The 25,736-nt window shown below is 29.9% G+C and carries 30 protein-coding genes and 1 tRNA gene; 17 read left to right on the forward strand and 14 right to left on the reverse strand.

The features are described 5' to 3' along the window. Positions 1-61: 61 nt before the first annotated feature. Both EW14_RS04405 and EW14_RS10605 read left to right on the forward strand, forming a co-directional pair. The gene (locus tag EW14_RS04405; protein ID WP_011862870.1) at positions 62-289 is read left to right on the forward strand and encodes a DUF1830 domain-containing protein; all 228 of its coding nucleotides are present in this window, start codon (positions 62-64) and stop codon (positions 287-289) included. Between the two features lie 88 nt (positions 290-377). Further along, positions 378-503, forward strand: coding sequence for a hypothetical protein (locus EW14_RS10605; protein WP_255347400.1), 126 nt, complete (start codon positions 378-380; stop codon positions 501-503). A gap of 206 nt (positions 504-709) precedes the next feature. Here EW14_RS10605 and EW14_RS04410 read toward each other — a convergent pair whose 3' ends face one another. Beyond that, the gene (locus tag EW14_RS04410; RefSeq protein ID WP_042850296.1) at positions 710-982 is read right to left on the reverse strand and encodes a hypothetical protein; all 273 of its coding nucleotides are present in this window, start codon (positions 980-982) and stop codon (positions 710-712) included. A 69-nt stretch (positions 983-1,051) separates the two neighbouring features. Between EW14_RS04410 and EW14_RS04415 the strand changes: the two genes are divergently transcribed. Then, a complete protein-coding gene (locus EW14_RS04415) occupies positions 1,052-1,852 on the forward strand; it encodes an undecaprenyl-diphosphate phosphatase (RefSeq protein ID WP_042850297.1) in 801 nt (266 codons plus the stop codon). Positions 1,853-2,061: 209 nt separating this feature from the next. On the opposite strand, the gene EW14_RS04420 is transcribed toward EW14_RS04415, so the two are convergent. The 3 genes from EW14_RS04420 to EW14_RS04430 all read right to left on the reverse strand — a co-directional run bounded on the left by EW14_RS04420 (position 2,062) and on the right by EW14_RS04430 (position 4,673). Then, a tRNA-Pro gene (locus tag EW14_RS04420) sits at positions 2,062-2,135 on the reverse strand. Positions 2,136-2,162: 27 nt separating this feature from the next. Then, positions 2,163-2,891, reverse strand: a complete 729-nt coding sequence (gene msrA / locus EW14_RS04425; protein ID WP_042850298.1) for a peptide-methionine (S)-S-oxide reductase MsrA — start codon at positions 2,889-2,891, stop codon at positions 2,163-2,165. Between the two features lie 36 nt (positions 2,892-2,927). Beyond that, entirely contained in the window at positions 2,928-4,673 is a 1,746-nt protein-coding gene (locus tag EW14_RS04430; RefSeq protein ID WP_042850299.1) for an ABC transporter ATP-binding protein, read from the reverse strand. A gap of 80 nt (positions 4,674-4,753) precedes the next feature. Between EW14_RS04430 and EW14_RS04435 the strand changes: the two genes are divergently transcribed. From EW14_RS04435 to EW14_RS04475, 9 genes are all read left to right on the forward strand, one after another. After that, a complete protein-coding gene (locus tag EW14_RS04435) occupies positions 4,754-5,050 on the forward strand; it encodes a DUF3288 family protein (protein WP_042850300.1) in 297 nt (98 codons plus the stop codon). A 30-nt stretch (positions 5,051-5,080) separates the two neighbouring features. Continuing rightward, positions 5,081-6,115, forward strand: a complete 1,035-nt coding sequence (trpD, locus tag EW14_RS04440; RefSeq protein WP_042850301.1) for an anthranilate phosphoribosyltransferase — start codon at positions 5,081-5,083, stop codon at positions 6,113-6,115. A gap of 14 nt (positions 6,116-6,129) precedes the next feature. After that, the gene (gene carA, locus EW14_RS04445) at positions 6,130-7,269 is read left to right on the forward strand and encodes a glutamine-hydrolyzing carbamoyl-phosphate synthase small subunit (RefSeq protein ID WP_042851306.1); all 1,140 of its coding nucleotides are present in this window, start codon (positions 6,130-6,132) and stop codon (positions 7,267-7,269) included. A 64-nt stretch (positions 7,270-7,333) separates the two neighbouring features. Beyond that, entirely contained in the window at positions 7,334-7,696 is a 363-nt protein-coding gene (locus tag EW14_RS09855; RefSeq protein ID WP_369794281.1) for an STAS domain-containing protein, read from the forward strand. After that, on the forward strand, positions 7,693-8,091 hold the full coding sequence (locus EW14_RS04455) for a ribonuclease III domain-containing protein (RefSeq protein WP_042850302.1): 399 nt from the start codon (positions 7,693-7,695) through the stop codon (positions 8,089-8,091). The genes EW14_RS09855 and EW14_RS04455 overlap by 4 nt, the downstream gene beginning before the upstream one ends. Before the next feature lie 4 nt (positions 8,092-8,095). After that, on the forward strand, positions 8,096-9,103 hold the full coding sequence (gene rlmB / locus EW14_RS04460; protein ID WP_042850303.1) for a 23S rRNA (guanosine(2251)-2'-O)-methyltransferase RlmB: 1,008 nt from the start codon (positions 8,096-8,098) through the stop codon (positions 9,101-9,103). Positions 9,104-9,251: 148 nt separating this feature from the next. Next, a complete protein-coding gene (locus EW14_RS04465) occupies positions 9,252-9,467 on the forward strand; it encodes a DUF1816 domain-containing protein (protein WP_042850304.1) in 216 nt (71 codons plus the stop codon). Between the two features lie 30 nt (positions 9,468-9,497). Continuing rightward, positions 9,498-10,946: an Asp-tRNA(Asn)/Glu-tRNA(Gln) amidotransferase subunit GatA gene (gene gatA, locus EW14_RS04470; protein WP_042850305.1), complete on the forward strand. Its 1,449-nt coding sequence runs from the start codon at positions 9,498-9,500 to the stop codon at positions 10,944-10,946. Between the two features lie 84 nt (positions 10,947-11,030). Then, positions 11,031-14,528, forward strand: a complete 3,498-nt coding sequence (locus EW14_RS04475) for a DNA polymerase III subunit alpha (RefSeq protein ID WP_042850306.1) — start codon at positions 11,031-11,033, stop codon at positions 14,526-14,528. Between the two features lies 1 nt (position 14,529). Here the strand turns inward: EW14_RS04475 and EW14_RS04480 are convergent, their stop codons facing one another. From EW14_RS04480 to EW14_RS04500, 5 genes are read right to left on the reverse strand one after another with little or no spacing between them, the layout of a single operon-like run. Next, positions 14,530-14,979: a PAM68 family protein gene (locus tag EW14_RS04480; protein ID WP_042850307.1), complete on the reverse strand. Its 450-nt coding sequence runs from the start codon at positions 14,977-14,979 to the stop codon at positions 14,530-14,532. A 9-nt stretch (positions 14,980-14,988) separates the two neighbouring features. Then, entirely contained in the window at positions 14,989-15,258 is a 270-nt protein-coding gene (gene rpsO / locus EW14_RS04485; protein ID WP_042850308.1) for a 30S ribosomal protein S15, read from the reverse strand. A 31-nt stretch (positions 15,259-15,289) separates the two neighbouring features. Further along, positions 15,290-15,967, reverse strand: a complete 678-nt coding sequence (ruvA, locus tag EW14_RS04490; RefSeq protein ID WP_042850309.1) for a Holliday junction branch migration protein RuvA — start codon at positions 15,965-15,967, stop codon at positions 15,290-15,292. Then, on the reverse strand, positions 15,968-16,324 hold the full coding sequence (locus EW14_RS04495) for a glycine zipper 2TM domain-containing protein (protein ID WP_042850310.1): 357 nt from the start codon (positions 16,322-16,324) through the stop codon (positions 15,968-15,970). It abuts the gene before it with no gap. Positions 16,325-16,350: 26 nt separating this feature from the next. Then, positions 16,351-17,241, reverse strand: a complete 891-nt coding sequence (locus EW14_RS04500) for a DMT family transporter (RefSeq protein WP_042850311.1) — start codon at positions 17,239-17,241, stop codon at positions 16,351-16,353. Between the two features lie 94 nt (positions 17,242-17,335). On the opposite strand from EW14_RS04500, the gene dnaG reads away from it, so the two are divergent. Further along, positions 17,336-19,366 (forward strand): DNA primase, encoded by a 2,031-nt coding sequence (gene dnaG / locus EW14_RS04505; RefSeq protein ID WP_042850312.1) that lies wholly within the window; start codon positions 17,336-17,338, stop codon positions 19,364-19,366. Between the two features lie 16 nt (positions 19,367-19,382). On the opposite strand, the gene EW14_RS04510 is transcribed toward dnaG, so the two are convergent. From EW14_RS04510 to EW14_RS04530, 5 genes are all read right to left on the reverse strand, one after another. After that, positions 19,383-19,850: a hypothetical protein gene (locus tag EW14_RS04510; RefSeq protein WP_042850313.1), complete on the reverse strand. Its 468-nt coding sequence runs from the start codon at positions 19,848-19,850 to the stop codon at positions 19,383-19,385. Between the two features lie 9 nt (positions 19,851-19,859). Further along, entirely contained in the window at positions 19,860-21,146 is a 1,287-nt protein-coding gene (locus EW14_RS04515; RefSeq protein WP_042850314.1) for a Y-family DNA polymerase, read from the reverse strand. After that, complete coding sequence (locus EW14_RS04520; protein ID WP_042850315.1) at positions 21,143-21,559, reverse strand: LexA family transcriptional regulator; 417 nt, start codon at positions 21,557-21,559, stop codon at positions 21,143-21,145. The genes EW14_RS04515 and EW14_RS04520 overlap by 4 nt, the downstream gene beginning before the upstream one ends. Positions 21,560-21,657: 98 nt before the next feature. Further along, positions 21,658-22,074, reverse strand: a complete 417-nt coding sequence (locus EW14_RS04525) for a 23S rRNA (pseudouridine(1915)-N(3))-methyltransferase RlmH (RefSeq protein ID WP_042850316.1) — start codon at positions 22,072-22,074, stop codon at positions 21,658-21,660. Between the two features lie 19 nt (positions 22,075-22,093). After that, entirely contained in the window at positions 22,094-22,414 is a 321-nt protein-coding gene (locus EW14_RS04530) for a hypothetical protein (protein ID WP_042850318.1), read from the reverse strand. A gap of 56 nt (positions 22,415-22,470) precedes the next feature. On the opposite strand from EW14_RS04530, the gene rsmA reads away from it, so the two are divergent. From rsmA to EW14_RS04550, 4 genes are all read left to right on the forward strand, one after another. Then, positions 22,471-23,295, forward strand: coding sequence for a 16S rRNA (adenine(1518)-N(6)/adenine(1519)-N(6))-dimethyltransferase RsmA (gene rsmA, locus EW14_RS04535; RefSeq protein WP_042850319.1), 825 nt, complete (start codon positions 22,471-22,473; stop codon positions 23,293-23,295). 12 nt (positions 23,296-23,307) lie between these two features. Next, positions 23,308-24,243, forward strand: coding sequence for a 4-(cytidine 5'-diphospho)-2-C-methyl-D-erythritol kinase (gene ispE, locus EW14_RS04540; RefSeq protein ID WP_042850320.1), 936 nt, complete (start codon positions 23,308-23,310; stop codon positions 24,241-24,243). A gap of 24 nt (positions 24,244-24,267) precedes the next feature. After that, entirely contained in the window at positions 24,268-24,570 is a 303-nt protein-coding gene (locus EW14_RS04545; protein WP_081925736.1) for a DUF3082 domain-containing protein, read from the forward strand. A 180-nt stretch (positions 24,571-24,750) separates the two neighbouring features. Further along, a complete protein-coding gene (locus EW14_RS04550; RefSeq protein ID WP_042850322.1) occupies positions 24,751-25,734 on the forward strand; it encodes a pyruvate dehydrogenase complex E1 component subunit beta in 984 nt (327 codons plus the stop codon). The last annotated feature ends 2 nt before the right edge of the window (positions 25,735-25,736 follow it).

The raw sequence follows: 25,736 nt of genomic DNA on the forward strand, positions 1-25,736 counted from the left end.
TTTTTATACATTTTTTTAAGTTCTTAATAGTGTTTAATTGAACATATTTTGCTGTTTAGGGATGGTTGAGTTTTCTTACAAAAATGAAGGCTGTAGGATGGTTGTATTGAGATGTATTGGCCCATCTAATTTTTTCTTAGAAAGAGTTTTATTTCCAACTGACATTCTTACTTTTATGGCTCCAAATGATTCAAGAGTTGAAATTTGGGGAAATGAATTATATGGTCCCAAGTTGGAAGAGAGAATAAGAATTTCTGCAGATAACGAGGATTCGACTTTAGTGGCTTAGAAAGATATTGTGTAATTGTCTTCGAGTCAAAATTTTTTACAAATACCTATTTTTTATTGATATCATCTAACTAGATTTAGTTTTATAGATGTATTATCTTTCTTCCTTTGCAATAGGGGGTTTTGTTCCTTCTGCAGCTATTGCTGGAGTTTTACTTTTAGTTGGTTTAGGAGCCTTCTTTTATCTTGGTATTAAAGGACCCACAGATTATTAATCACGAGTTAATTCAAAAATTGTAATTTTAAATTTTCATAACCTTTAATAATATGTTCACACTATGGATTTAACTACTATTTTATTTATATTAAGCTTACCTTTCGTTTTATTATCAGTTTATTTTGGGACAAAAAATGATTTTTACGAGAGTGAGAATTATAAGGGAGATGGTTGTGCTCACGATGTTAAAAGGTAACTTTATTACTAATCACCTCTAAATACACACGTCCATCTACTATCAAATTGCCAAACAGGTTTGTATATTTCATTAGTAATTTTTTCGCCAGCCTTATTACAAGTATCTAAGTCTTTCATGGGAATAGAATGTAACGAGGGACTTGTTATTCCACTGACCTCTGGCCTTCTTCCAGGTCCTTGTCTATAAGTTCCAATTATTAACCAATAGTTAGCTCTCGCAGAATCAGAAAAGATTAAGGAAAAAAGAAAAAATAAAATTAAAATTGATTTTTTTTTCATTTTTCTATACTAGCTTTTAATTTTTAAATGTAAATTGCTATTAATTAATTAGGTGATTTAATAATTTTTTTGGAATATTTAAAATTTATTTTATATGGATTAATTCAAGGTTTGACAGAATTTATTCCTGTAAGTAGTACAGCTCATTTAAAAGTTATTTCTCTTTTTTTAGGTATTGATGATCCTGGAGCATCTTTGTCCGCTACTATTCAACTTGGAAGTGTTTTAGCAATAGCTTGGTATTTTAGAAATGATATTTTTAATTTCAGAAGTCAATCTTCCAAAAAATTTCTTGAATATCTCTTACATGAAAGATTATTAAGGTCTATTTTGATTGGTACAATTCCAATTGTTTTGCTTGGTGGGAGTATAAAAATATTTTTCTCTTCTTTTTTTGAAAATGTTCTTCGTTCAAATTTATCAATAGCATTGGTCTCATTTCTAATGGCTTTTTTTATGTACTTGGCAGATAGTTCGAAAAGAGGTTCTATTAATATTAATAATCATAATTATTCAGATAGTTTTTTTATAGGTTTCTTTCAGGCATTTGCCATTTTCCCAGGTGTTTCAAGATCGGGGATTACTATTTCTAGCGCTCTAATATCTGGATGGGAAAGAGGCGATGCTGCGAAATTTTCTTTTCTTTTAGGAATGCCAGCTATCTCTCTTGCTGCAATTGTTGAGCTTATTTCTTCTATAAATGATTTTTATTCATTAGGTTTTCTCCCTCTTTTTGTTGGTCTCATTACGACATTTTTGTCATCTTTATTAGCTATAGATTTTTTATTAAAGTATTTTTCTTCCAATGGGTTGAAAATATTTATTATCTATCGAGTTATTTTTGGTGTGGTAATTCTTTTGAATTTATAATTGGATTTGAAAAAAAAATTTTGCAATTGTGTTAAGGTTTTAAAAAATTCTTTCTAATGGACATTTTTATATCTTTCCAACTAGGTGAAGTGGAAGTCTCAAATTTAACTATATTGGTTTTAGCTTTTTTTTCTTCTTTTACATTCATAGCAGTAGGCATAAGTTCATATAAACTATACAAATCCCTTATAAATGAAGATGATAAGTAATCGGAACGGCGGGATTTGAACCCACGACCCCCACTACCCCAAAGTGGTGCGCTACCAAACTGCGCTACGCCCCGTATCTTAACTATAAAGATAAGTTTGATTTAAATGTTATTCTTTATAGGATTGTTATCAGATCTCAATACACACTTATCAACTTCCCAATTAAAGTTTTCCCATATATGGTCTTCTAATTTATAGTTGCTTCCAGTAAAAACTCCTAACTTAACTTTTGTAGGTGACGCAGAACAATACTGCCTGCTTCCAGCTGATGCAAGATATTGTTGATGGTATTGTTCAGCATAAAAATATGAATCAATCATTTTTATTTCCGTTTCGATTAAACCATAATTTTTTTTGTTTAGTTCCTTTTGATATTCTTTCTTACTGGCTAATATTGTTTTAATATTATTTTCTTTTTTGTAATATATTGCTGATCTATATTGGGTTCCCATATCATTACCTTGCCTGTTTTTTTGAGTAGGGTCATGACATTCCCAAAACATTTTTAATAAATCACTTACATCAATTTCACTTTTATCCCATATAACTCTTACAACTTCTGAATGACCAGTTAAGCCCGAACATACTTCATAATAAGTTGGATTGCTTTTTTCGCCACCAGCATAACCTACAGAAGTTGTGACAACTCCTGGAAGTTTCCAAAAGCATTTTTCAGCCCCCCAGAAACATCCACATCCAAAAATTATTTCATCTTCTTGGTTATTAGGATCTTTCTTAATATCTGTATTTAATATTCTATGTAATGAATAAGGATCATTAGTTAAATTTACCGCCTTATTATTCATGATTTTTTTCAGATATTTAAACATAATTTAAATCTATATATTACAAGAAAAAAATTATTTTTAGCTCTTAACAATTCTTGTAGCTAGTTCTCTCTCCCAAAGTTGTTTATATAATCCATTTATTTTTACTAAATCTTTATGAGACCCTTCTTGTACTATTTCTCCTTTATCCATTACTAGAACCCTATCACAGGTAGCTGCAACAGAAAGTTGGTGACTTATCATGATGATTGTTTTATTACTTCTATCACTCATTTCATCTATAATTTTTGCTGCTGTTTTATTATCTACGCTTGCTAATGCATCATCAAGAACAACAATAGGAGAATTAACAAGTAGTGCTCTTCCTAGTGCAGTTCTTTGTCTTTGTCCTCCACTTAAAGTAATACCTCTTTCGCCAACAATAGTTTTAAATCTTTGTGGAAAACTATTGATATCATCAATTAATCCTGCTTTTGTAGCGCTTTCTTTAACTAAAACTTTAGATGCTTTGGGTTCTCCAAAACTTAGGTTTTCTGAAATTGTAGAAGTAAATAAGAATGCTTCTTGAGGAACGATTGAAATATTTTTTCTAAGTTCATTTAATTTTAGAGTTTTTACATCAATTTCATCTAAAAATAATTGATTGTCTGGTATTTCAATAGTTCTTCCTAGAGATTTTGCTAATGTTGTCTTGCCACAACCTACTGGGCCAACTATTGCAATAAGTTCTCCAGGATAAATCTTAAAATTAAGACTATTTAATGAGTTAAATTTTGATCCTGGATACTTTATCGTTAAATTTTTTGCTTCTAAAAATCCTTTAATCTTCCTTTTTAATAATTTAGCTTCTGCCCTATCTACAATATTTGGTCTGTTCTGAAAGATCTCTTCCACACGATCTAAACTTACTTGACCGAGTTGAAAAGTATTTAAGGTAAAACCTAATAGAGCCGTAGGGAAGACAAGTCTTTCTACGTAAAGAATTAGAGCTACTAAACCACCTATCGAAATAAATCCACTCTCTAGTTGGAAAGATCCTAATGATAATAAAATCAATAATGAAATTGAGGAAATACCTTGTAACAAAGGGAATAGGGTACTAGCTGTTCTTGCAAGTTTTATAGCTGAATTTCGATAAGAATTATTGTATATGTTAAATTCTTTTTTCTCAGCATTTTCTTGGGCATAAATTTTGATGGCGCTTATGCCAGAAAGATCTTCCTGTATTAAATCACTAAGTTTTGATAATGATTCTTGTTGAGCTTTTCTTTGTTTAACCATTCTGCCGCCGAATAGACTTACAATTCCAAGGATTAATGGAAATATCATTAAAGCTGATATTGTTAATGTTTTATTAATCGCAAACATTGAAGGAATAGTGAATGAATAAGCTAATACAATGTTGCACAGGCTTAAAACAGTAAAGCCTAATAGTCTTCTTATATTTTCAACATCGCTTGTAGCTCTGCTAATAATGTCTCCACTTCCTTTCTCTTGGATCCAATCTGGATCTTGAATTAGTAAATGTTCAAAAAGTTTTTGACGAAGATTTACCTCTACTTTTCTACCTATACCGAAGACAATCTGTCTTGAAAATAATCTTATTAAACCCATTAAAGTTGCTAAAAATATTAACCACAAAGATTTAGAAATAACAAAGTCAGAGGAAAACCCAATTTGTAGTTGGTCAATTATATTTTTTACTTCTAAGGGTATTACAACACTTAATATATTTACTACCAAGAGAGCTAAAGCTCCATATAAGAATTCTTTTTTGTAGGGTCTAAGGTATTTAGCTATAACTTTTATGTTTAAATTTTTCATTTTATTTTGCCCATATGATTAAGATAATGTTTCATTTTTGGATATGTGAGCTAATTTTATAAATGATTCAGTATTTATTTATGGGTAACGAACAAACTCATCCATTACATGAAACCGACAAGAGTATTATAGATTCCCTTATCACAAAAAAAACGCCAGAAGAACTTGACTATATAAATTTAGCTAGATTAATAAATCGCTATAACAATTTCCCTGGAGAAATTGAAATTAAAAATGATATTGAAAAAATTTTAAAATTTTGGAAAATCACTAAAAATCAACTTTTTTCAAATACAAAGAATATTTGGTCAAGAAACTTTAGGCCCTCAAATACTAATAAAGATTTAATTGGCTCAAGTTTTGATACCTCAGATTAAATTTTTTCATAATTTTTCTTCAATAATTAAATGTTTTCCAATTTATCAAACGCTGAAATCTTAAATAATTTGTTAGAGGGAAGGAACCTTGATGATTTAACTTCTAGATCTTTAATGCAAAGATGGCTTAATGATGAAATTTCAGATGTTGAAACAGGAGCGTTTTTGAGCGCTTTGAGAGCTAAAAGCTCTACAGGTATAGAACTAAGTTCTATGGCTGAGGAACTATTAAATGTTTGCGAATTGCCAATAGCAAGGCCAAATTTGTATTTGGTGGATACTTGTGGAACAGGAGGGGATGGAGCTAATACATTTAATATTTCTACTGCAGTAGCATTTGTAGCTGCATCTTGTGGGGTAAAAATAGCTAAACACGGAAATAAAAGCGCTAGTGGAAAAGTTGGCTCTGCTGATGTTTTGTTGAATCTTGGTTTGAATTTAAATTGTTCATTAGAAAAAATAATCTCAGCCATAAGTGAAATTGGAATAACTTTTTTGTTTGCACCTGTTTGGCACAAATCTTTAATAAAACTTGCTCCATTAAGAAAGACCCTTGGAATAAGGACAATATTTAATCAACTTGGACCATTGGTAAATCCTTTAAGACCCAATGCGCAAGTTTTGGGTGTTGCTTCTGAGGATCTTTTAAAACCTATGGGAAGCGCGCTTTTAAAAATGGGCATGAATAGAGCAATAGTTGTTCATGGCTCTGGCGGCCTTGATGAAGCTTCTCTTCAAGGAGAAAATAAATTAGTGCTTGTTGAAAATGGTGAATTACGGTTTTCAGAAATAAATATTTCAGATTTTAATCATGAAAATATTTCTAATGAAAAGCTTGTTGTTTCTGATATTGAGTCCAACGAGGAAATATTAAAGTCTGTTTTAAATGGTTCTGGACAAAAAGCACATAAAGATGTTGTTGCCTTTAATGCTGCTTTAGTGCTTTGGGCCGCAGGAATTGAGGATGATTTAAATGAAGGATTTAATAAAGCTTTATTTTCTATTAATCAAGGAGATCCTTGGAAAAAGTTTTTACTCTTAAAAAATTATTTATCTACAGATTAATTAATTTCAAATTGATGATTAATCCATATAAGAAAAACGCGAAATTAGTATTAAGTAATGGAATTGTATTTCCAGGATTCTTTTTTGGTGCTTCTGGTACAGCCAGTGGTGAGATAGTTTTTAATACTGGAATGACAGGATATCAAGAAGTTATTACTGATCCAAGTTATTATGGTCAGATATTAACATTCACTTTCCCGGAGATTGGAAATACTGGTATTAATTTTGAAGATTCAGAATCTAATATTAATGTTAAGGGGATAATTGTTAGAAATTTTTCATCTAATAACAGCAATTGGAGATCAAAAAAGAAATTTAATCAATGGTTAGTAGAAAAAAATATCATAGGTCTTTATGGAATTGATACAAGGGCTCTAGTTAAAATTTTAAGATCTAATGGTGCGATGAATGGAATTATTACCTCTTTAGATAAATCTGATGAAAGTTGTTTAAAAATAATTAATGATACGCCAAAGATGGAGGGTTTGAATTTATCAAAAGTAGTTTCAACAAAGCAACAATATTTATGGAAAAGTCATACACAAACAATTTTTGATTTGAGAAAAAGATATCCTGAATCGTCTAAAAAATTAAAAATAGTGGCAATTGATTTTGGAATTAAAAATTCAATTCTAAATAGACTTGTATCACATGGTTGTGAAGTTTTAGTTTTACCTTCTAGATCTTCTCTAAAAGATGTTTTATCGAATAAGCCGGATGGTATATTTTTCTCAAATGGTCCAGGCGATCCTTCTTCTGTTTCTGAAGGTATAGATTTAGCAAAATCTCTTATTGAATATGGTGAAATACCTATGTTTGGTATTTGCCTTGGCCATCAAATATTTGGATTAGCATTAGGAGGCTCAACATACAAATTAACTTTTGGACATCGTGGTTTAAATCACCCTTGTGGTGAAAATAATAAAATTGAGATTACTAGTCAGAATCATGGTTTTGCTATTGACCCTAATTCTCTCTCAAAGGATATAGTTAGGATAACCCACTACAACCTTAACGATAATACTGTGGCTGGCTTAGAAGTTAATAATAAGCCAATTTTTAGTGTGCAATATCATCCAGAAGCAGGACCTGGCCCTCATGATTCAGATTATTTATTTAAAAAATTTGTTTCTCTAATGTTAGAAAGATGTTGACATATTGTTTTCTTTTGATTTGATAATTACATTTGATAAATTAATTTTTTGGAGGTATTAGATCATAGAAGATTTCCAGAAGTTAACGGTTTCTTTAAGAGGAAACCTTGAGGTTAAAACAAACACTATTGTGTTTACTTTTAAAGGTCAACTTGATGCTTTCTCAGAAAAACAATTTAAGACTTTTGTAACTAATAACTTAAAAAATGAGTTTCCGTTTGTTATCGACCTTACAAAAATAGATTTTTTAGATTCCTCGGGTCTTGGAGCACTTGTTCAGACTGCTAAAGAATGCAAAAAGTCGAAACTTGGGTTCTCTGTCGTTGGCAATTCGAGAGTGGCTCAAACAATTAAACTTGTTCGATTAGGGGATTTTCTTAACTTGAAGTCAAGCCTTGAAGATGCCTTAAATTATTTAAAAAATTGAATTATTGGATTCAAAACTTGGTTCCATATGGAACTCCCGAAGATATAGGGGTTATTCAACTTGCTTGGCTTGGAGATTCGGTATGGGAGCTCCACCAAAGACTAAGGCATGTTCATTTTCCTTTAAAATCTAAAGACCTTCATTTATCTGTAGTAAACGAAGTAAAAGCAAAATCTCAGTCAAAATCATTAAGTCAAATTGAACATTTATTAAATTCAAATGAAATGGATCTAATTAGGCGTGCTAGAAATAAAACTAAGAGATATCAAAGATCTTCAGACCCCACCATATACTCCAGAGCAACTGGTTTTGAAACTCTTATTGGTTGGCTATTTTTAAAAGATCCTCAAAGATTATCAACACTTTTTGAATATTTAGAATTAAAAATGAATTGAAACTATGAAAAAGTCCCCTAAAAAAAATATTTCTGGAAAAAATAATAAAAATTATAAAAAAAATTCAGATTATGGTAATTATTCAAAAAGTATAAATCGTACGGAAAAAAATGATAGATTTTTGAACAATTCTGCAAAAAATAAGAATGCTGAAAATTTTAATAAAAAAGAAACGAATAATACTTTTTCATCTTTAAATAGATTGAAACCAAAATTTAAATCAAATTCAGAATTTTCCAACAACAAACATAATACATATCAAGAGTTTACTAATAAGAGGAATTTTGATGATTGGATATGGGGAAAACATTCAGTTTATGAGGCTCTTAGTAGCGATAGATCTATTAATAGGATTTGGTGTACTTCAGAAATCTTTTCTTCAGACAAATTCTATATTTTGCTCAAGGACCTTAAATCAAAAGGTGTCCTTATTGAAGAAGTTTCTTGGAATAGGCTTTCGCAATTGACTTATGGTGCTTCACATCAAGGTGTAGCATTACAGTTGGCATGCTCCAAAACAATATCCTTAGAGCAATTAATCGATTTTTCTAAACACAACTGTGCAAATCCAATACTTTTAGCATTAGATGGTATAACTGATCCACATAATGTTGGTGCGATTATAAGATCAGCGGAAGCATTTGGTTGCAAAGGCATAATTATTCCTCAAAGAAGATCTGCTGGATTGACTGGTACAGTCGCTAAAGTAGCTGCAGGAGCCTTAGAACACTTGCAAGTAAGTAGAGTTGTTAACTTAAATAGGGCACTTGAGGAACTTAAGAAAAATGGTTTTCTTGTTGTTGGCTTATCTGGAGATGGTCAATTATCTATCTCAAATTTTCTAGAAAAATCTCCCTTGGTAGTTATAGTCGGCTCTGAAGATAGAGGGATTTCTTTGCTTAGTCAAAAAAAATGCGATTTTCTATTAAGAATTCCACTCAAAGGTAAGACTTCAAGTTTAAATGCATCTGTGGCGGCCGCTATATCACTATTTCACTTGACAAGTAGATGATCTTATTTGTTACTAATCAGTGTTACTTAAGACTTCTAGAATGTTGTTGTTTCAATATATTTTTATGATTAATAAAATTTTATTGAATTTTCACTACAAAATTGTATAGAATTTAACAAGAATTAATGGTCTAAAGGGCCAATAAAATTTGATAAGAAACTTTGGAAACAAACTCGGATTAGCTTGGTGGGCTAAAATTGAGACAGATCAGCCTCATGGAACTTACTGGTTCGGTCCATTTATTACTAAACGTAGTTTAAAAGAAAATATTTCTTCTTTTATTAAAGATCTATCTGATGAAGGGTCTAAAAATATTAAACATAGCTTTGTCAGATGCAAAAAAGAAGAACCACTAACTATTTGATAACTTTAATTTTTAGAAGTAAATTAAGAAATGAATTTTAATTCTTTAAGAAAGGAAATTATTAGCAATAATGCTTCCGTTAAGGAATTAGTTAATGATTTTTTTGCCAAAATCGATCATAAAGATCCTGAAATTAACTCATATATTTGTACTACAAAAGATAATGCTATTGCTCAAGCAGAGAACATTGATAAATTAATACAAAATAAAAAGAAACTTCCTCCTCTCGCAGGGATTCCAATAGCAATAAAGGATAATATTTGCACAAAAGGAGTTGCAACAACTTGTGCAAGTAAAATGCTCAAAAGCTTTGTTGCACCTTATGAATCTACAGTTTCTAGTAAATTATGGTCTTCAGGGGGAATTTGTTTAGGAAAAACAAATTTAGACGAATTTGCAATGGGTAGTTCAACGGAAACTTCTGTCTTTGGTGTCACTTCAAATCCTTGGGATATTAATAGAGTGCCAGGAGGGAGTTCAGGAGGTAGTGCTGCTTCAGTTGCCGCTGGATTTTGTGCGGCAGCTATAGGTTCTGATACTGGAGGATCAATAAGGCAACCAGCTTCTTTTTGTGGTGTCGTAGGTCTTAAACCTACTTATGGCAGAGTTAGTAGATGGGGACTGGTAGCATTTGCTAGCTCTCTTGATCAAATTGGCCCAATTACAAATACAGTTTCAGATGCTGCTGAAATCCTTTCTGTAATATCTGGTAAAGACGCCTTTGACTCAACATGTCTTGATAAGCCAGTTCCAAATTATTTGACTGATTTAAATAAATCTATAAAGGGTTTAAAAGTTGGAATCATTAAAGAATGTTTTGAGCACCCTGGTCTTAATCCAGAAGTTAAGGAATGTGTTCTTTCTGGAGTTGATAGATTTAAAACTTTAGGAGCTGAAATTATTGAAGTTGAATGTCCTAGATTTAACGATGGAATTGCGACATATTATGTCATCGCACCATCTGAAGCCTCAGCAAATTTAGCTAGATATGATGGAGTTAAATATGGCTTCAGGTCGAATGAAGGTTCAAATCTTATTGATATGACTTCAAAAAGTAGAGCTGAAGGTTTTGGAGATGAAGTGCAAAGAAGAATTTTGATAGGAACTTATGCTTTGTCAGCTGGATACAGTGATGCATATTACAAAAAAGCACAAAAAGTTAGGACACTTATTAGAAGAGATTTTGATAATTCTTTTAAGAAAGCAGATGTCTTATTGACTCCAACTTGCCCAACAACAGCCTTTTTGAAGGGAGATTTTGTCAATGATCCACTTTCAATGTATTTGTCTGATCTATTAACTGTTCCTGTTAATTTAGCAGGTCTCCCAGCTATAAGTATTCCTTGTGGGTTTGATACTAAAGGATTACCTATTGGATTGCAATTAATAGGCAATGTTTTAGAAGAGGACAGAATATTGAACGCCGCAAATATCTTCGAAATTGATGCTCAGGTAATTAAGAATAGACCTTTATTATAAATTTGTATTAATAATTAATTTGTAACCACAAAGTATAGATCTTTTAGAAATTTTCTCTATCTTATATATATAAATTATTTGAATATGGGTTTCGTTCCGCTTCATAATCATAGTGACTACAGCTTGCTTGACGGAGCTAGTCAAATTTCAAAAATTGTAGATAGAGCTACTGATCTTGGAATGGAATCTATAGCACTTACTGATCATGGAGTTATGTATGGTGTTCTTGATTTGGTCAAGAAGTGTAAAGAGAAAGGCATAAAACCAATTATTGGTAATGAAATGTACGTGATTAATGGTTCTATTGATGATCCTCAACCTAAAAAAGAAAAAAGATATCATTTGGTAGTGTTAGCCAAAAATTATACTGGTTATAAGAATCTAGTGAAGTTAACAACAATTAGTCACCTAAATGGTATGAGAGGTCGAGGTATTTTTTCTAGACCATGTATTGATAAATCTCTTTTAAGTAAATATAGTGATGGTCTTATTGTTTCCACAGCTTGTCTCGGTGGAGAGATACCTCAGGCTATTTTAAAAGATAGATTAGACGTAGCAGAGGATATAGCTCTTTGGTATAAAAAATTATTTGCAGATGATTTTTATCTAGAAATACAAGATCATGGCTCTATTGAAGATAGAATTGTTAACGTTGAATTGATAAAAATTGGGAAGAAGCACCAAATAAAAGTAATCGCTACCAATGATGCTCACTACCTATCAAATATGGATGTTGAAGCACATGATGCATTGCTTTGTGTATTAACAGGAAAACTAATAAGTGATGAAAAAAGATTGAGATATACCGGTACAGAATATATTAAAAGTGAAAATGAAATGCTTGAACTCTTTAAAGATCATATTGATGATGAATCAATTAATGAGGCAGTGAATAATACTGTAGAAATTTCTCAAAAAGTTGAAGAATTTGATTTGTTTGGTAATTATAGAATGCCAAAATTCCCTCTTAATATAGATACAGATTCATTTTCTTTCCTTACTCAATTATCTAACGAAGGTCTTTTAAAAAGACTTAAAAAAAATGATCTTTCAGAAGTTGATGAGAACTATAAAAAAAGACTAACTTCTGAATTGAAAATTATAAAAGATATGGGTTTCCCAGATTATTTTTTGGTTGTTTGGGACTACATTAAATTTGCTAGAGATAACTCTATCCCAGTAGGACCAGGTAGAGGTTCTGCAGCAGGCTCATTAGTAGCTTATGCCCTTCAAATCACAAATATAGATCCTGTTGAGCATGGATTATTGTTCGAGAGATTTTTAAATCCAGCTAGAAAGTCTATGCCAGATATTGATACCGACTTTTGTATTGATAGGAGAAATGAAGTCATTGATTATGTTACTAATCGTTATGGAGAGGATAAAGTTGCTCAAATAATTACTTTCAATAAAATGACATCTAGGGCAGTTTTAAAAGATGTTGCAAGAGTTCTTGATATACCATATGGAGAGGCGGATAAATTGGCTAAGTTAATACCGGTTGTAAGAGGGAAACCTTATAAACTCAGTGAAATGATTGATAAGAATTCTCCTAGCCAAGAGTTTAGGGATAAATATATTAATGATAATAGGGTGAAAAAATGGGTCGATTTGGCTTTAAGAATTGAAGGGACTAATAAAACATATGGGGTTCATGCTGCAGGAGTTGTTATTGCATCAGATCCTCTCGATGAACTTGTACCTCTTCAAAGGAATAATGAAGGACAAATAATAACCCAATATTCCATGGATGATATTGAATCGCTTGGATTATTGAAAATGGATTTCTTGGGTCTGAAGAATCTTACGATGATTGAAAAGACAGTTTCTCTGATTAATCAATCCACGGGAAAGATAATAAATATTGATGATTTACCTAAAAATGATTGTAAAACTTTTGATCTAATTGGGAGAGGAGATCTTGAAGGAATTTTTCAACTTGAATCTTCCGGCATGAAACAGGTGGTGAAGGATTTCAAGCCTAGCTCTCTAGAGGATATTTCCTCGATACTGGCTCTTTATAGACCTGGTCCCCTTGATGCAGGTCTTATACCTAAATTCATAAACCGAAAAAATGGGAACGAAAAGGTTGATTTCCCCCATCCTTTTATTAAATCAATTCTCACTGAAACCTATGGAATTATGGTTTATCAGGAACAAATCATGAAAATTGCTCAAGACCTAGCCGGTTATTCTTTAGGTGATGCTGATTTACTTCGAAGAGCAATGGGTAAAAAGAAAGTATCTGAAATGGTAAAGCATAGGAATATTTTTGTAGACGGTTCTATGAAGAAAGGGGTAAATGAGAAATTAGCAAATGATCTTTTTGATCAAATGGTTTTATTCGCAGAATATTGTTTTAATAAAAGTCACTCAACTGCTTATGGTGCTGTAACTTATCAAACCGCATTTTTAAAAGCCCATTTTCCTGTTGCATATATGGCAGCCCTTCTAAGCGTAAATTCTGGATCTAGCGACAAGATGCAAAGATATATTTCTAATTGTTATTCCATGGGAATAGAAGTTATTTCACCAAGCATTAATTTTTCGGGGGTTGATTTCACTATTAAGAATAATCAGATTTTATTCGGTCTATCTGCAATTAAGAATTTAGGAGATTCTGCAATAAGAAACATAATTGAAAACCGAAATTGTTTTGGAATCTTTAACTCATTATCAGATTTGTGCGATCGTTTGCCTTCTAATGTTCTCAACAAAAGAAGTCTTGAATCTCTAATTCATTGTGGAGCACTAGATGAATTTTCAAATGATAATAATAGAGCTCAGTTATTGTCAGATCTAGAACATGTTATTGAGTGGGCCTCTTCAAGAAATCGTGATAGATTATCTGGGCAAGGAAATCTATTTGACTCTAAAGAAGAATTTTCTAATGTTGCTTTTTCAGATTCACAATTAGCTAAGGTTGATGATTATTCACTTATTGAGAAGTTAAAGTTAGAAAAACAGCTATTAGGCTTTTATTTATCTGACCATCCTCTAAAACATTTAACTAAGCCAGCAAAACTTATATCTCCTGTAAGCATTTCGCAGTTAGAAGAGACAAAAGATAGGACCAAAGTCTCTTTAGTTGCAATGATACCTGATATAAAGCAAATCACAACGAGAAAAGGAGATAGGATGGCTATAGTTCAGTTAGAAGATCTTTCTGGAAGTTGCGAAGCAATAGTTTTTCCAAAAACTTATGTCAGGTTATCAGAGTTTCTTCTGACTGATACTAGATTATTGGTATGGGGAACAATTGATAAAAAAAGTGATAAGACTCAATTAATAATTGATGATTGTAGAGAAATCGATAATCTTAAATTGCTAATTATTAATCTTGAAAGTTATCAAGCATCAGATGTAAGAGTACAAAATACTTTGAGAGACTGTTTAATTAAATTTAAACCAGATCAAGGAAGATGTGGAATCAAGATACCAGTTTTAGCTGCTGTAAGAAATAGAAATATTGTCACCTACGTTAAATTTGGGGAACAATTCTGTATTGGAGATATTCAAGGCGCATGCAAATTATTAGAAGATAAATCATTCCAATTTAATTTGAAATCTTTAGTTTCCTAGATTAACTTTTATCTTCAAAATTTTGAGTAGCAGGTTTGAAGGCATCTTTTGCACGTTGTATGTTCATTGGAATGTTTTCAATACCAAAAAAAGATCCAGGCTCTTTGTCCCAACTAGCTGATAATATTCCAAAACTTAATCCTGCTAGACCTAACAAGAAAAACAATGCTGAAATAGCAATTGTTGAGGAAGGTGGTATTTCGGCAATATTTCTAGTAACGATAATATAGCTAACAACAAAAACAGACATTCCTAATATTGTCGGTATTCCAGCTGTAAAAAATATTCTTTTTGCCATTCTATCTGCGACATATTTAGGTATGCCGGTTGAGGATCGCTTTGGTGTAGTTATAGTATTAGATGTTTTTTCTAGATTAGCGAAAGCAGTTGTCTCAGAATAATTTTTTTTCTTTTTATTTTGTGTCTTTTTTTTAGATTGCTTTTTTTTCATTAATTGAGATCATCCTCTGATTCCAATTTTCTTGACTAGTTCTTGATATTTCTGAACATTTTTGTCTTTTATGTAAGTTAGTAATCTTTTCCTTTTACCAATCATTTTTAATAATCCTTGCCTTGAAGCGAAATCATGTATGTTTCCTTGAAGGTGGTCACTTAATTTCGATATTCTTTTAGAAAGCATTGCTACCTGCACTTCAGCTGAACCTGTATCAGTTGGATGTACTTGATGAGTTTCAATCAGCTTTTGTTTTTCAGCTGTATCTAATGACATAAAATTTTTTCTTTTATCCTATGATACTACGTCATCTAGCTAAATTACTACTATCCTTATCAAGATAATTCATAGCTAATTTTAATAGATTTTCAAATGATAAATTATTTTGTTTCTTAGCAGGGAGATCTATTTCTTTAACAATAATGGGTAAAATAGTCTTGATTTCTTTATTTTTGTAATTTAATGATTGAAGGGTTAACTGAAGGTCTTCCATCATTTTATTAATTTCAGGATCCTTAATTTCTAATTCATTTTTACTTTTTTCTGCTTCAAATAGAATTTCACTTTTAAATTTACTTTTTAATTCTAAAATTAATCTATCACTCATTTTTTGTCCTATACCAGGTACGGAACAAATTAAATTTTTGTTTTGAGTTTTTATTGCATTTATTACTTCATTAATTGATAATTTATTTAATATCCCCATACTAATTTGAGATCCAACACCTCTAATACTTAAAATTTCAATAAAGAAATTCTTTTGTTCTTTTGACGTAAAGCCAAATAATAAATCTGAATCTTCTTTCTTAATATGTTTTATCCAAAGAGTTATGTTTTTATTTGATATTTGATTTGTTTTTAATTTGAGAAAGAAGGATTTTAATATTTGTATTTCGTATCCTAATCCTTGACAATTTATTAAAATAAAAAATTTTTGATTAGATTGCCATAATTCAACCAAATCTCCATTTATCCAACTAATCAATTAACCACCATCCACCTGACATCCAATTAGTGCTCCCGCTGTTCCGCCAGCAGGGACAGCCCAAAATCTGTCTTTCCCTCTAGAGGAGGATAGTGCTATTCCGGCACCAAGAATACCCCCAATAACAGATCCTTCACTACAGTCATTATCATCTATTTTTTCAACTTTGCTTTGACCTCCACAAGGTATTACAACATCTACTTCATAACTTTTTACGTAGCCTGGGTTTGATTGCGTTCCGGGGATGTACTCCTCTCTATATTCGGTTCTTGTACAAGTTACTGACTTTGGGGTTGTCGCATTAACTTGAACAATAGGAGAAAAACAAAACAATAAAGCTAAATAGAAAAATTTCACTTTTTTTAAATGCCAATATCTATATTCTATGTCCTTTTGATTATTTTGGTAGTGGATATAATAGTTCCTAATAAAACTAGTGAGGCACCTAATAAAAAATTTATGTTTATAATTTCACTAAAAAATAAAATCCCCCAAATTGACCCAAATAATACTTGTAAATAGTTAATTGTTGAAGCTTCAGAAGCAGGTAAGTTTTTTAATCCTATAGTTAAGAAAGTCTGACCTAATTGAGTAAATAAGCCAATCCCAATTATCCAAATTATTTCATGCCAATTTGGGGTAACCCAGTTAATTAATACAATTGGCAATAAAGTTATAAAAGAAACAAGTGGAAAATATTCAATAATTACATATACATCTTCAGTAAATGAAAGTTTCCTAACTGTTACGTAAGCTAATGCAGTACAGATTGCTCCAAGAAATGCTATCGAAATCGAAATATTTTCAATTTCAACGTTTATATTTGATAATTGGCTTGGATTCAAGATTACTAATATTCCAATCCAGCCAATAATTAATGCAAAAATTATATTACGAGTTATTCTTTCGTTTATAAATATGCCAGCAAATATAGATATAAAAATAGGATATGTGTACTGAATGACAGTAGAAATACTAAGAGGCATATTTCTGATAGCATAAAAAATACAAACTAACGCTAGAGTTCCTAAAAAACCTCTTAAGATCAGTAAGGGTCTATTTTTGCCCCAAGGATTTATATTTTTTAACTTAATTATGAATAATGTAATTATTAAACTTAACAATGATCTGAATAAAACTAATTCATAAATAGGTATCCTTTTATCAATATTTTTTACGCACAAAGTCATCAAACTGAAGAAGAATGAAGCAAATACTAAATTATACTTATTTAAAGAATTAAATCTTTTTTCTAATTCTTCGATATTTTTCATTATGAAAAAATAGGTTTTTGTGAAATTAAGTAGATTCTTATTTGATTTTGACCTATAACAAATAAGTCATTATTTATTTTTGATTCAAATCTCAATGGTTCATTCTATACACCCAAGAACTATTCAAGAGGTTAAGGAAAAAGCAGATATTGTTGACGTTATATCTGAACATATTGTTCTTAAGAAGAAAGGCAAAGAATTCGTTGGGATTTGTCCTTTTCATGATGATACTAAGCCATCTATGACAGTATCACCAAGTAAGCAATTCTATTATTGTTTTTCCTGTGGTGCTGGTGGTAACTCTATTAAGTTTTTAATGGAATTTACTCGTGCAAATTTTTCTGATGTGGTACTTTCTCTTGCTAAGAAGAATAATATTAATGTTGAAAATCTTGAGGGTCCCCAAGTAGAAGCTTATAAAAAACAATTATCTAGAAAGGAGGAACTTTATAAAATATTAAGAGTCACTAAAAATTGGTTTAAGTCTCAATTAAATAATTCTCTAGGTGTTGAAGCTATGAAATATTTAACAAAAAAGAGAAACTTGAGTAATAAAATTATTGATGACTTTGAATTAGGTTTTGCACCAAATTCATGGAATGATTTATTTAACTATCTTTCAAAGATTGAAAAATTTCCTAATAATCTAATATTGGCTTCAGGTCTTGCAATTTCTAAGGATAATACTGATAAGATTTATGATCGCTTTAGAAATAGATTAATCGTTCCAATACTTGATATGCAGGGACGTGTGGTTGCCTTTGGTGGAAGATCACTTGATGGAAAGGAACCCAAATATCTTAATTCTCCTGAATCAGAGATATTTGAAAAAGGGAAAATGTTATTTGCATTTGAAAAAGCATCTAGCAATATTAGAAAAAGAGATAAAGCTATTATTGTTGAAGGATACTTTGATGTAATAGCTCTCCATTCAAAAGGTATAACTAATTCTGTTGCTTCCCTCGGCACCGCATTAAATAAATATCAAATTTCCCAACTATGTAGATGTACAGATAATAAAAATATAATATTAAATTTTGATTCTGATAATGCAGGAATATTAGCTACAAAAAGAGTAATAAAAGAAGTCGAAAGCTTATCTCTCCATGATCAAATTAATCTTAAGATACTTCAACTTAATGATTTTAAAGATCCTGACGAATTTTTGAATAGTCATACTTCAGAAGATTATTTTAATCTAATTGATAATTCATCCTTTTGGATTGATTGGGAGATTGATCAGATCTTTAAAGATAAAGACTTAACTAAGTCTGAAAATTTCCAAAGTGTTATTTCATTATTGGTAAAATTGTTGAGCAAATTACCTCATTCATCAACAAGAACTCATTACTTACAAAAAGTTTCCGAACGATTAAGTAAGGGTCAAGCAAGGTTAGCGATACAGTTCGAACAAGATTTAAGAAATCAAGTTAAGGGATTTCGTTGGCATGGTAGATCAAAAAAATTTGAACAACCAAATGAAATTTCTCGGCGTGAAAAAAATGAATCGGAAATTATCTTTTATTATTTGCATTGTCCTGATCTTCGTTTATTTATTCGCGATGAATTTCTCAAAAGAGAAATTAATGGTTTTAATACTAATCATATTCAAAATTTATGGGAATCTATTTCCAAAATTGAACAAGATAATTTAGGTTTTAATTATTTAAATGAATTAAAAGAATCTAATAGTCTAAATCTTCAAAAAGAGTTTTTTGCTATTGACTTAATTTCACTTCTTACTGATCACTTAGCTCTTTATAATCCTGAATTATCAAATAAAATTAATAATTTTGTTAATCCAAATGAGTTGTTTTTAACATTGCTTAGTAATCCTAAAGATAATTTACTTGGAACTTTATCACTTCTTGAAAAATATAATTCATTAAAAAGATGTAGACACTTGATCGAATCTTGGGGATCACAAAGATTAAAAACTTTAGAAAATTGTATTTCTATTTTAATTGATAATTCTTCAGGTTCTTCAGAAACTAATAAAGAGATAGATGATCTCTTTAAGGATTTAAACTCAGACGCGATTAAATTTCAGGAACTATATTATTTAGAAAGACAACATATAAGTTTTTTAGATAAACAACGCTGTGGTAATTTTATTGCTAGCTAACATATTTTATTTAAATTTATAAGCAGTATTTTTTAATCATATTTTTTACCTTTTTGGGCTTGTTTTCAAGAATATAAGCTTCTACTTCTTTTGCATAAGTTCCAGAAAAATTGGAAGTTGAGAACTCTAATGACCTCCTCTTACTTTGATGTAATTTAGCTTCTAAATTTTTTATATCACCTACTGTCTTATTCTTATTACATTTTTGTATAGCATGAGTTGCTTCATGTCTTAATGCCTTTCTTATTGCCAGTTTTGTTTTGAAGTTGTCTTTATTTGGTTGTTGTTTTTCATTTCTATAATTTGTTTTCCTTTTTGCATTTTCAGTACATATTATTATTTTATTTTCTACAAAATTATGTAGTCCCTTTATTTCTTTATTTAATAGGCATTCAATTTTATTTTCTTCAACTTCATAGTTTGCTTTTATTAATAAGTCAAGAATCTCTTTATCTAATTTGCTTAAAAATATAATAAATTCCATTTTGTTTTTTTACTTTACTATAGTTGGGATCTGTTCTATATCAGTTGTAGATGAGCGACTTAAGAAATTCTTATTCATCGTCCAACTTTTTGGCTTTTTTGTAATAGCCCATGTAATTGCATTGTTATTAAATCTTTTATTTAATAAATCAATAGTTCTCATGAGAATTGCTGATTTTTTTAGGTCTTTCTGAGATTTGTAATTGATAATTGATTGCTGTAAATATTCGCTACTAGTCAAATCCTGCATTAAAACACCAGCTTTTGAAAATTTATATTCGGGATTATAAATTTCCTTAGATAATTCAACTACTATTTTTAAAATGCTATTTGTGTCGTCTGTTGCATTTGTAAGTTTTTTATGAGCACTTCTTTGATAATTTTGACTTGAATATTTACTGGTTCTTGCAAATACTCTAATATTAGATGATTGCAAATTCTGACTTCTCATTTTTTCAGATGCTTTTATTGCGTGAGTCGCTAGTGCTTGAGTTAAGTCTTCTAATTTTGTGACAGGAGTACCGAAACTCCTGCTTACCTGAATTTCTTTTTTTGATTTCTTGTTTTTTTCTATAGACAGACATTTATAACCTTTTAGTTCTAATTGCAATCTTTTTCCTACTATGCCTAGTTTCTTGGTGATTTCATTTTCTTTCATATCTCTTAATTCTTTCGCATTCTTAATACCTTTACTTTGCAACCAATTAGAGGTTTGTTTACCGACTCCCCATATCTTATCTACACTAATTCTTTTTAAATAATTATTCTCATTTCTGGTTCTAGCTAAATCAAATATTCCAGCTGAATAATCAATATTTTTAGCTAATTTATTAGCAATTTTTGCTCTTACTTTATTTTCTCCTATTCCTACTGTTATGGTAATCCCTAGATTCTGATATATTAATGATCTTATGTTTCTTGCCCAAGGATATAGATTTTTATCATTAGGTCTGGAAATTGAGACAAATGCTTCGTCAATAGAATAAATTTCTATTTCTTCGCAATGGTTTTTTAGTAAATTCATTAGTCTTCTGCTCATATCGCCGTAAAGCGAGTAGTTTGAGCTTAAGACTGCTACATCTAATTTATTTAATTTTTCTTTGATCTTAAAATAAGGAGTTCCCATTTTAATTTTTAAAGCTCGCGCTTCAGAACTTCTCGCAATGATACATCCATCATTATTAGATAAAATTACTACTGGTTTATTTCTCAAATTAGGATTAATATTTTGTTCACATGAGGCATAAAAATTATTAGCATCTATAAGAGCTATAGCCTCATTACTTGAAATTCTCATAAATAGCTATGTATTGAATAAATAACCACTCCCCATATCTGTACATCAATATGGTTTTTAAAGCTAAAATCAGGATAATTATGATTTTCTGCTTTTAAATATAATTCGTCATTTTTTATAGATAATCTTTTTATTGTAAATTCCCCGTCTATCATTGCAATGACAATATCCCCTGGCTTGGCTATTAAACTCTTGTCTACTATTATTAAATCTTTATCTTTAATACCTGCATTTATCATTGATTCACCTTTAACTCTAAGAAAAAAAGTACTAAACGGATTAGATATTAAATGTTCATTTAAATCAATATTTTCTTCCGTATAGTCATCTGCGGGAGAAGGAAATCCTGCAGATACCGAACCATTTAATAAGGGGATTCTGAACCTTTTACTAGCTGAATCAAAGGAATCCAAGACTTAAATTAATAGTATATATGTACTATATAATAAAAATCAAAAAAATAGTTAGTTATTAAAGTTTTATAGATTAATTTTAGATTAAATCTAATCTTTTAAGAGCGATGGTAAGGGGAGTTGTTAGATATAGAGACAGCTCTATAGATTTGCTCGATTAGAATTAATCTAGCTAATTCATGAGGAAAAGTTAAAGGAGATAAACTTAGTATAAGATCTGAATTTTTTTTTATATCTGAACTTATTCCATCAGTATCACCGATTAAGAAATTAATTTTTTTATTTTTAAAACTTAAGAGAAAAGAACAAAAATCAACTGAATTAAACTGCTTCCCTTCTTCACTTAGGCAGATAATGATGTTGTTATTAGATCTAAGATTATTTAAATTAAAAGTCTTTAACTCATTAATGATAAGTTCAGGCATTCTTTTTTTGTATTGATTAATTCCATCTCTAATCCAAATTTTCTTTATTTTGCCAATAGCATAAATTGTTAATCTATTACTCTGAAGCATAAGTAAATATTAAAAATAATTATTCATCAAGAAGATAATTAAATTCATCATATAGTTCCTCTTCAGTTGTTAATTTAGCTTTTTTAGAATTCATATTAATTTGATTAAGCTCACTTTTTCTTAATGAATTATTAACGTTAGAAGTCTCTTCTAAAGATTCTGAATTATCAATTAAAGAATAAAAAATTTTATTGGGATCTTCTGAATTATGTGAATTAGAGATAAAATTATCATTGTTAGGTACATTTGTGTAATTACTTATATTTTTACTTTCATTATTTAAATTTTTATTTTTTTTAAATTTATTGAGTTTATCTAAATTTTTTTTTGATAAGCTCATGATATAAAGTATTAAATAAATTCATATTTAATTTAAACATATTATTTATCTTTTAGATGAATTCTAAAAACTATCATCAAAAAAAAAGATTTGGACAACACTGGTTGGTAAATAAAAAAATATTAGAAAAAATTAAAGAAATTGCTGTTCTTAATGAAAATGACTTTATTTTAGAAATTGGTCCAGGTAAAGGAGCTTTAACATCTAAGTTATTAGATTCAGAAATTAAAAAATTACATGCAATTGAATTAGATAAAGATTTAATAAATTTATTAAATAACAAATTCAATAATAATGATAAGTTTACACTTCAGCAGGGAGATATCCTTACTGTAAATTTAGATTCAATTAATAAGAAGATTACGAAGGTTATTGCAAATATTCCTTACAATATAACAGGCCCAATATTGGATATTTTCATAGGGCGATTGGGCATTATAAGAAACTATAATTATGAAAAAATAATATTTTTAATGCAGAAAGACGTTGTAGATAGGATTTTGTCAAATGAAGGAAGTCCCAATGCTGGTGCGCTTAGTGTAAGAATGCAACTCTTATCAAAAATAAAAAAAATTTGCGATGTACCGCCTTCATCATTTAGTCCGCCTCCAAAAGTTTTTTCTTCTTTAGTAGTTTTCGAACCAATTAGAAATGATTTAAGATTAGACATTAGTCTAGAAAAATATATAGATAAACTTCTTCGAATTTCATTTAATTCAAGAAGAAAAATGCTTAGAAATACTCTCAATTCAATACTTTCAAATGAAGAGATAAATGAATTATCTGAATATTCAAAAGTATGCTTCAATCTAAGACCACAAGATATTTCAATTGACCAATGGATTAAGCTTGCAGAAAATTGTATTAAAATTAAAAAATAAAAATTTAACTATATGCAAGATTTAGCTAAAAAGAAAATTATTATAAAATCTCCTGCCAAAATAAATTTACACCTTGAAGTTATTGGGAAAAGAGAGGATGGATTCCATGAGTTAGCAATGATTATGCAAAATATTGATCTTTCTGATTATTTAGAGTTTCAAATTAACAATGAAGGTTTAATTAAACTTGATTCTGATTGTAATGATTTAAGTTTATCTAGTGATAACTTAATTGTTAAATCGGCAAATCTTTTAAGGGAAAAATCAAATATAGATATTGGTGCGAATATATTTTTAAGAAAAAACATTCCAATTGGTGCAGGATTAGCAGGCGGATCCAGTAATGCAGCAGCAACATTAATTGGTCTTAATAAATTATGGGATTTGAACTTAGATCAAAAAACATTATGTTCATTAGCATCAACTTTAGGATCTGATATTCCATTTTTTATAAATGGAGGTATTCAATTATGTTTTGGAAGAGGCGAAATTTTGGAGAAATTAGATTCAGTCTTTGAATATGCAGTAATTCTTTTAAAAAATCCAAATGTATCAGTATCTACTGCTGAAATTTATAAAAAATATAGTAATAGATTTTGTGATCAATATCTTATTAATAAAGAAATGATTGAGAACATAAGAAAAAATTTAAGAGATAATGGTTTAAATAACTTAAATTTTGATAATCAAAATTTAAATATTAAAAATGATTTGCAGTTAGTTGTTGGAAATGACAATGCGTCTGTAAAGCAGGCATTATATTTACTTTCTAAATTAAAGAATAGTCTGTCATTTTCAATGAGTGGATCAGGTCCAACATGCTTTGCACTTTTTAAGGATTTGGAGACTGCTAAAAAAGAATTAGCTGCAAATTATAAATTATTTAAAGATAATGGTTACGATTCATGGGTTTGCACTTTCCTTGAAAAAGGAATAACATTTATTTAAATTTTTTTTATACAAAATTTTATTGTGGCTGATAATAGTAATAAATATATTGAAAAAAATATTCCCGAAAAAGGACCATTAAATTTTATTGTAGGATCATTAACCAGTTTTTTATTATTTATATTTTTTTATTTTTTAAGTAATAAAATTGCAATTTATTTTTCAATACATAAACCAACTAATTCTTCTGAAATAGTCCAAAATATTTCTTCTAGTATTAATACCTTAATAATTGGATTATCTTTTTTGCTAACTTTTTCTTTTGCTTTTATAGGTATAGGACTTTTTATTGTATTTATTCGAAGTTTTTTTCTGAAGAAAAGTTGAATTGTGCATATCATTAAAAAAAACACTTTCATTGAATGTCTCTACATGACTTAGGACTATTAATACTTTTGCTTTCACCAGGAATGATTTTGTCAATATTACTACTTATAACATTTGCTGAAGGAGGTTAAATTAATCAAAGTGGTAGGATTATATATGTGATTAATTAGGTAATTAATTGTGGCTGGAACATTATTATTTAATGCTTTGAAAGAGGCAATTGATGAAGAAATGGCAAATGATGTAAATGTTTGCGTTATGGGGGAAGATGTTGGTCAATATGGAGGATCTTACAAGGTTACTAAGGATTTATATGAGAAATATGGAGAGTTAAGAGTCCTAGATACTCCAATTGCAGAGAATAGTTTTACGGGAATGGCTGTGGGTGCAGCAATGACTGGGTTAAGACCAATAGTAGAAGGAATGAATATGGGTTTTTTGCTATTAGCTTTTAATCAGATATCAAATAATATGGGGATGCTTAGATATACAAGCGGAGGAAATTATAAAATACCAGCAGTAGTTAGAGGACCTGGAGGAGTTGGTCGTCAACTTGGTGCTGAACACAGTCAAAGACTTGAAGCCTATTTTCATGCAGTTCCTGGTATAAAGATTGTTGCGTGCAGTACACCTATAAATGCTAAGGGTTTAATGAAAGCAGCTATAAGAGATGATAATCCGGTTCTATTTTTCGAACATGTTCTTCTATACAACTTGTCTGAAGAATTGCCTGAGGGTGATTATACTTGTGCTTTAGATCAGGCTGACATTGTAAAAGAAGGTAAAGATATTACTTTATTGACTTATTCAAGAATGAGACATCACTGCCTTAAAGCTGTTGAAGAATTAGAAAAAAAAGGAATAGATGTTGAGTTAATAGATTTAATAAGTTTAAAACCATTTGATATGGAAACTATCTCAAAATCAATAAGAAAAACCAATAATGTAATTATTGTTGAAGAATGTATGAAGACTGGAGGTATTGGTGCAGAATTAATCGCCTTGATAACAGAGGAGTGTTTCGATGATCTTGATGCCCGACCAATTAGATTATCTAGTCAGGATATTCCAACTCCGTATAATGGAAATCTTGAGAATTTGACAATAATTCAACCACATCAAATTGTTGAAAAAGTTGAAGATTTAATTAGTGGGAGCATATAGAG

This window comes from Prochlorococcus sp. MIT 0604 (genome assembly GCF_000757845.1).
Classification (GTDB): Bacteria; Cyanobacteriota; Cyanobacteriia; order PCC-6307; family Cyanobiaceae; genus Prochlorococcus_A.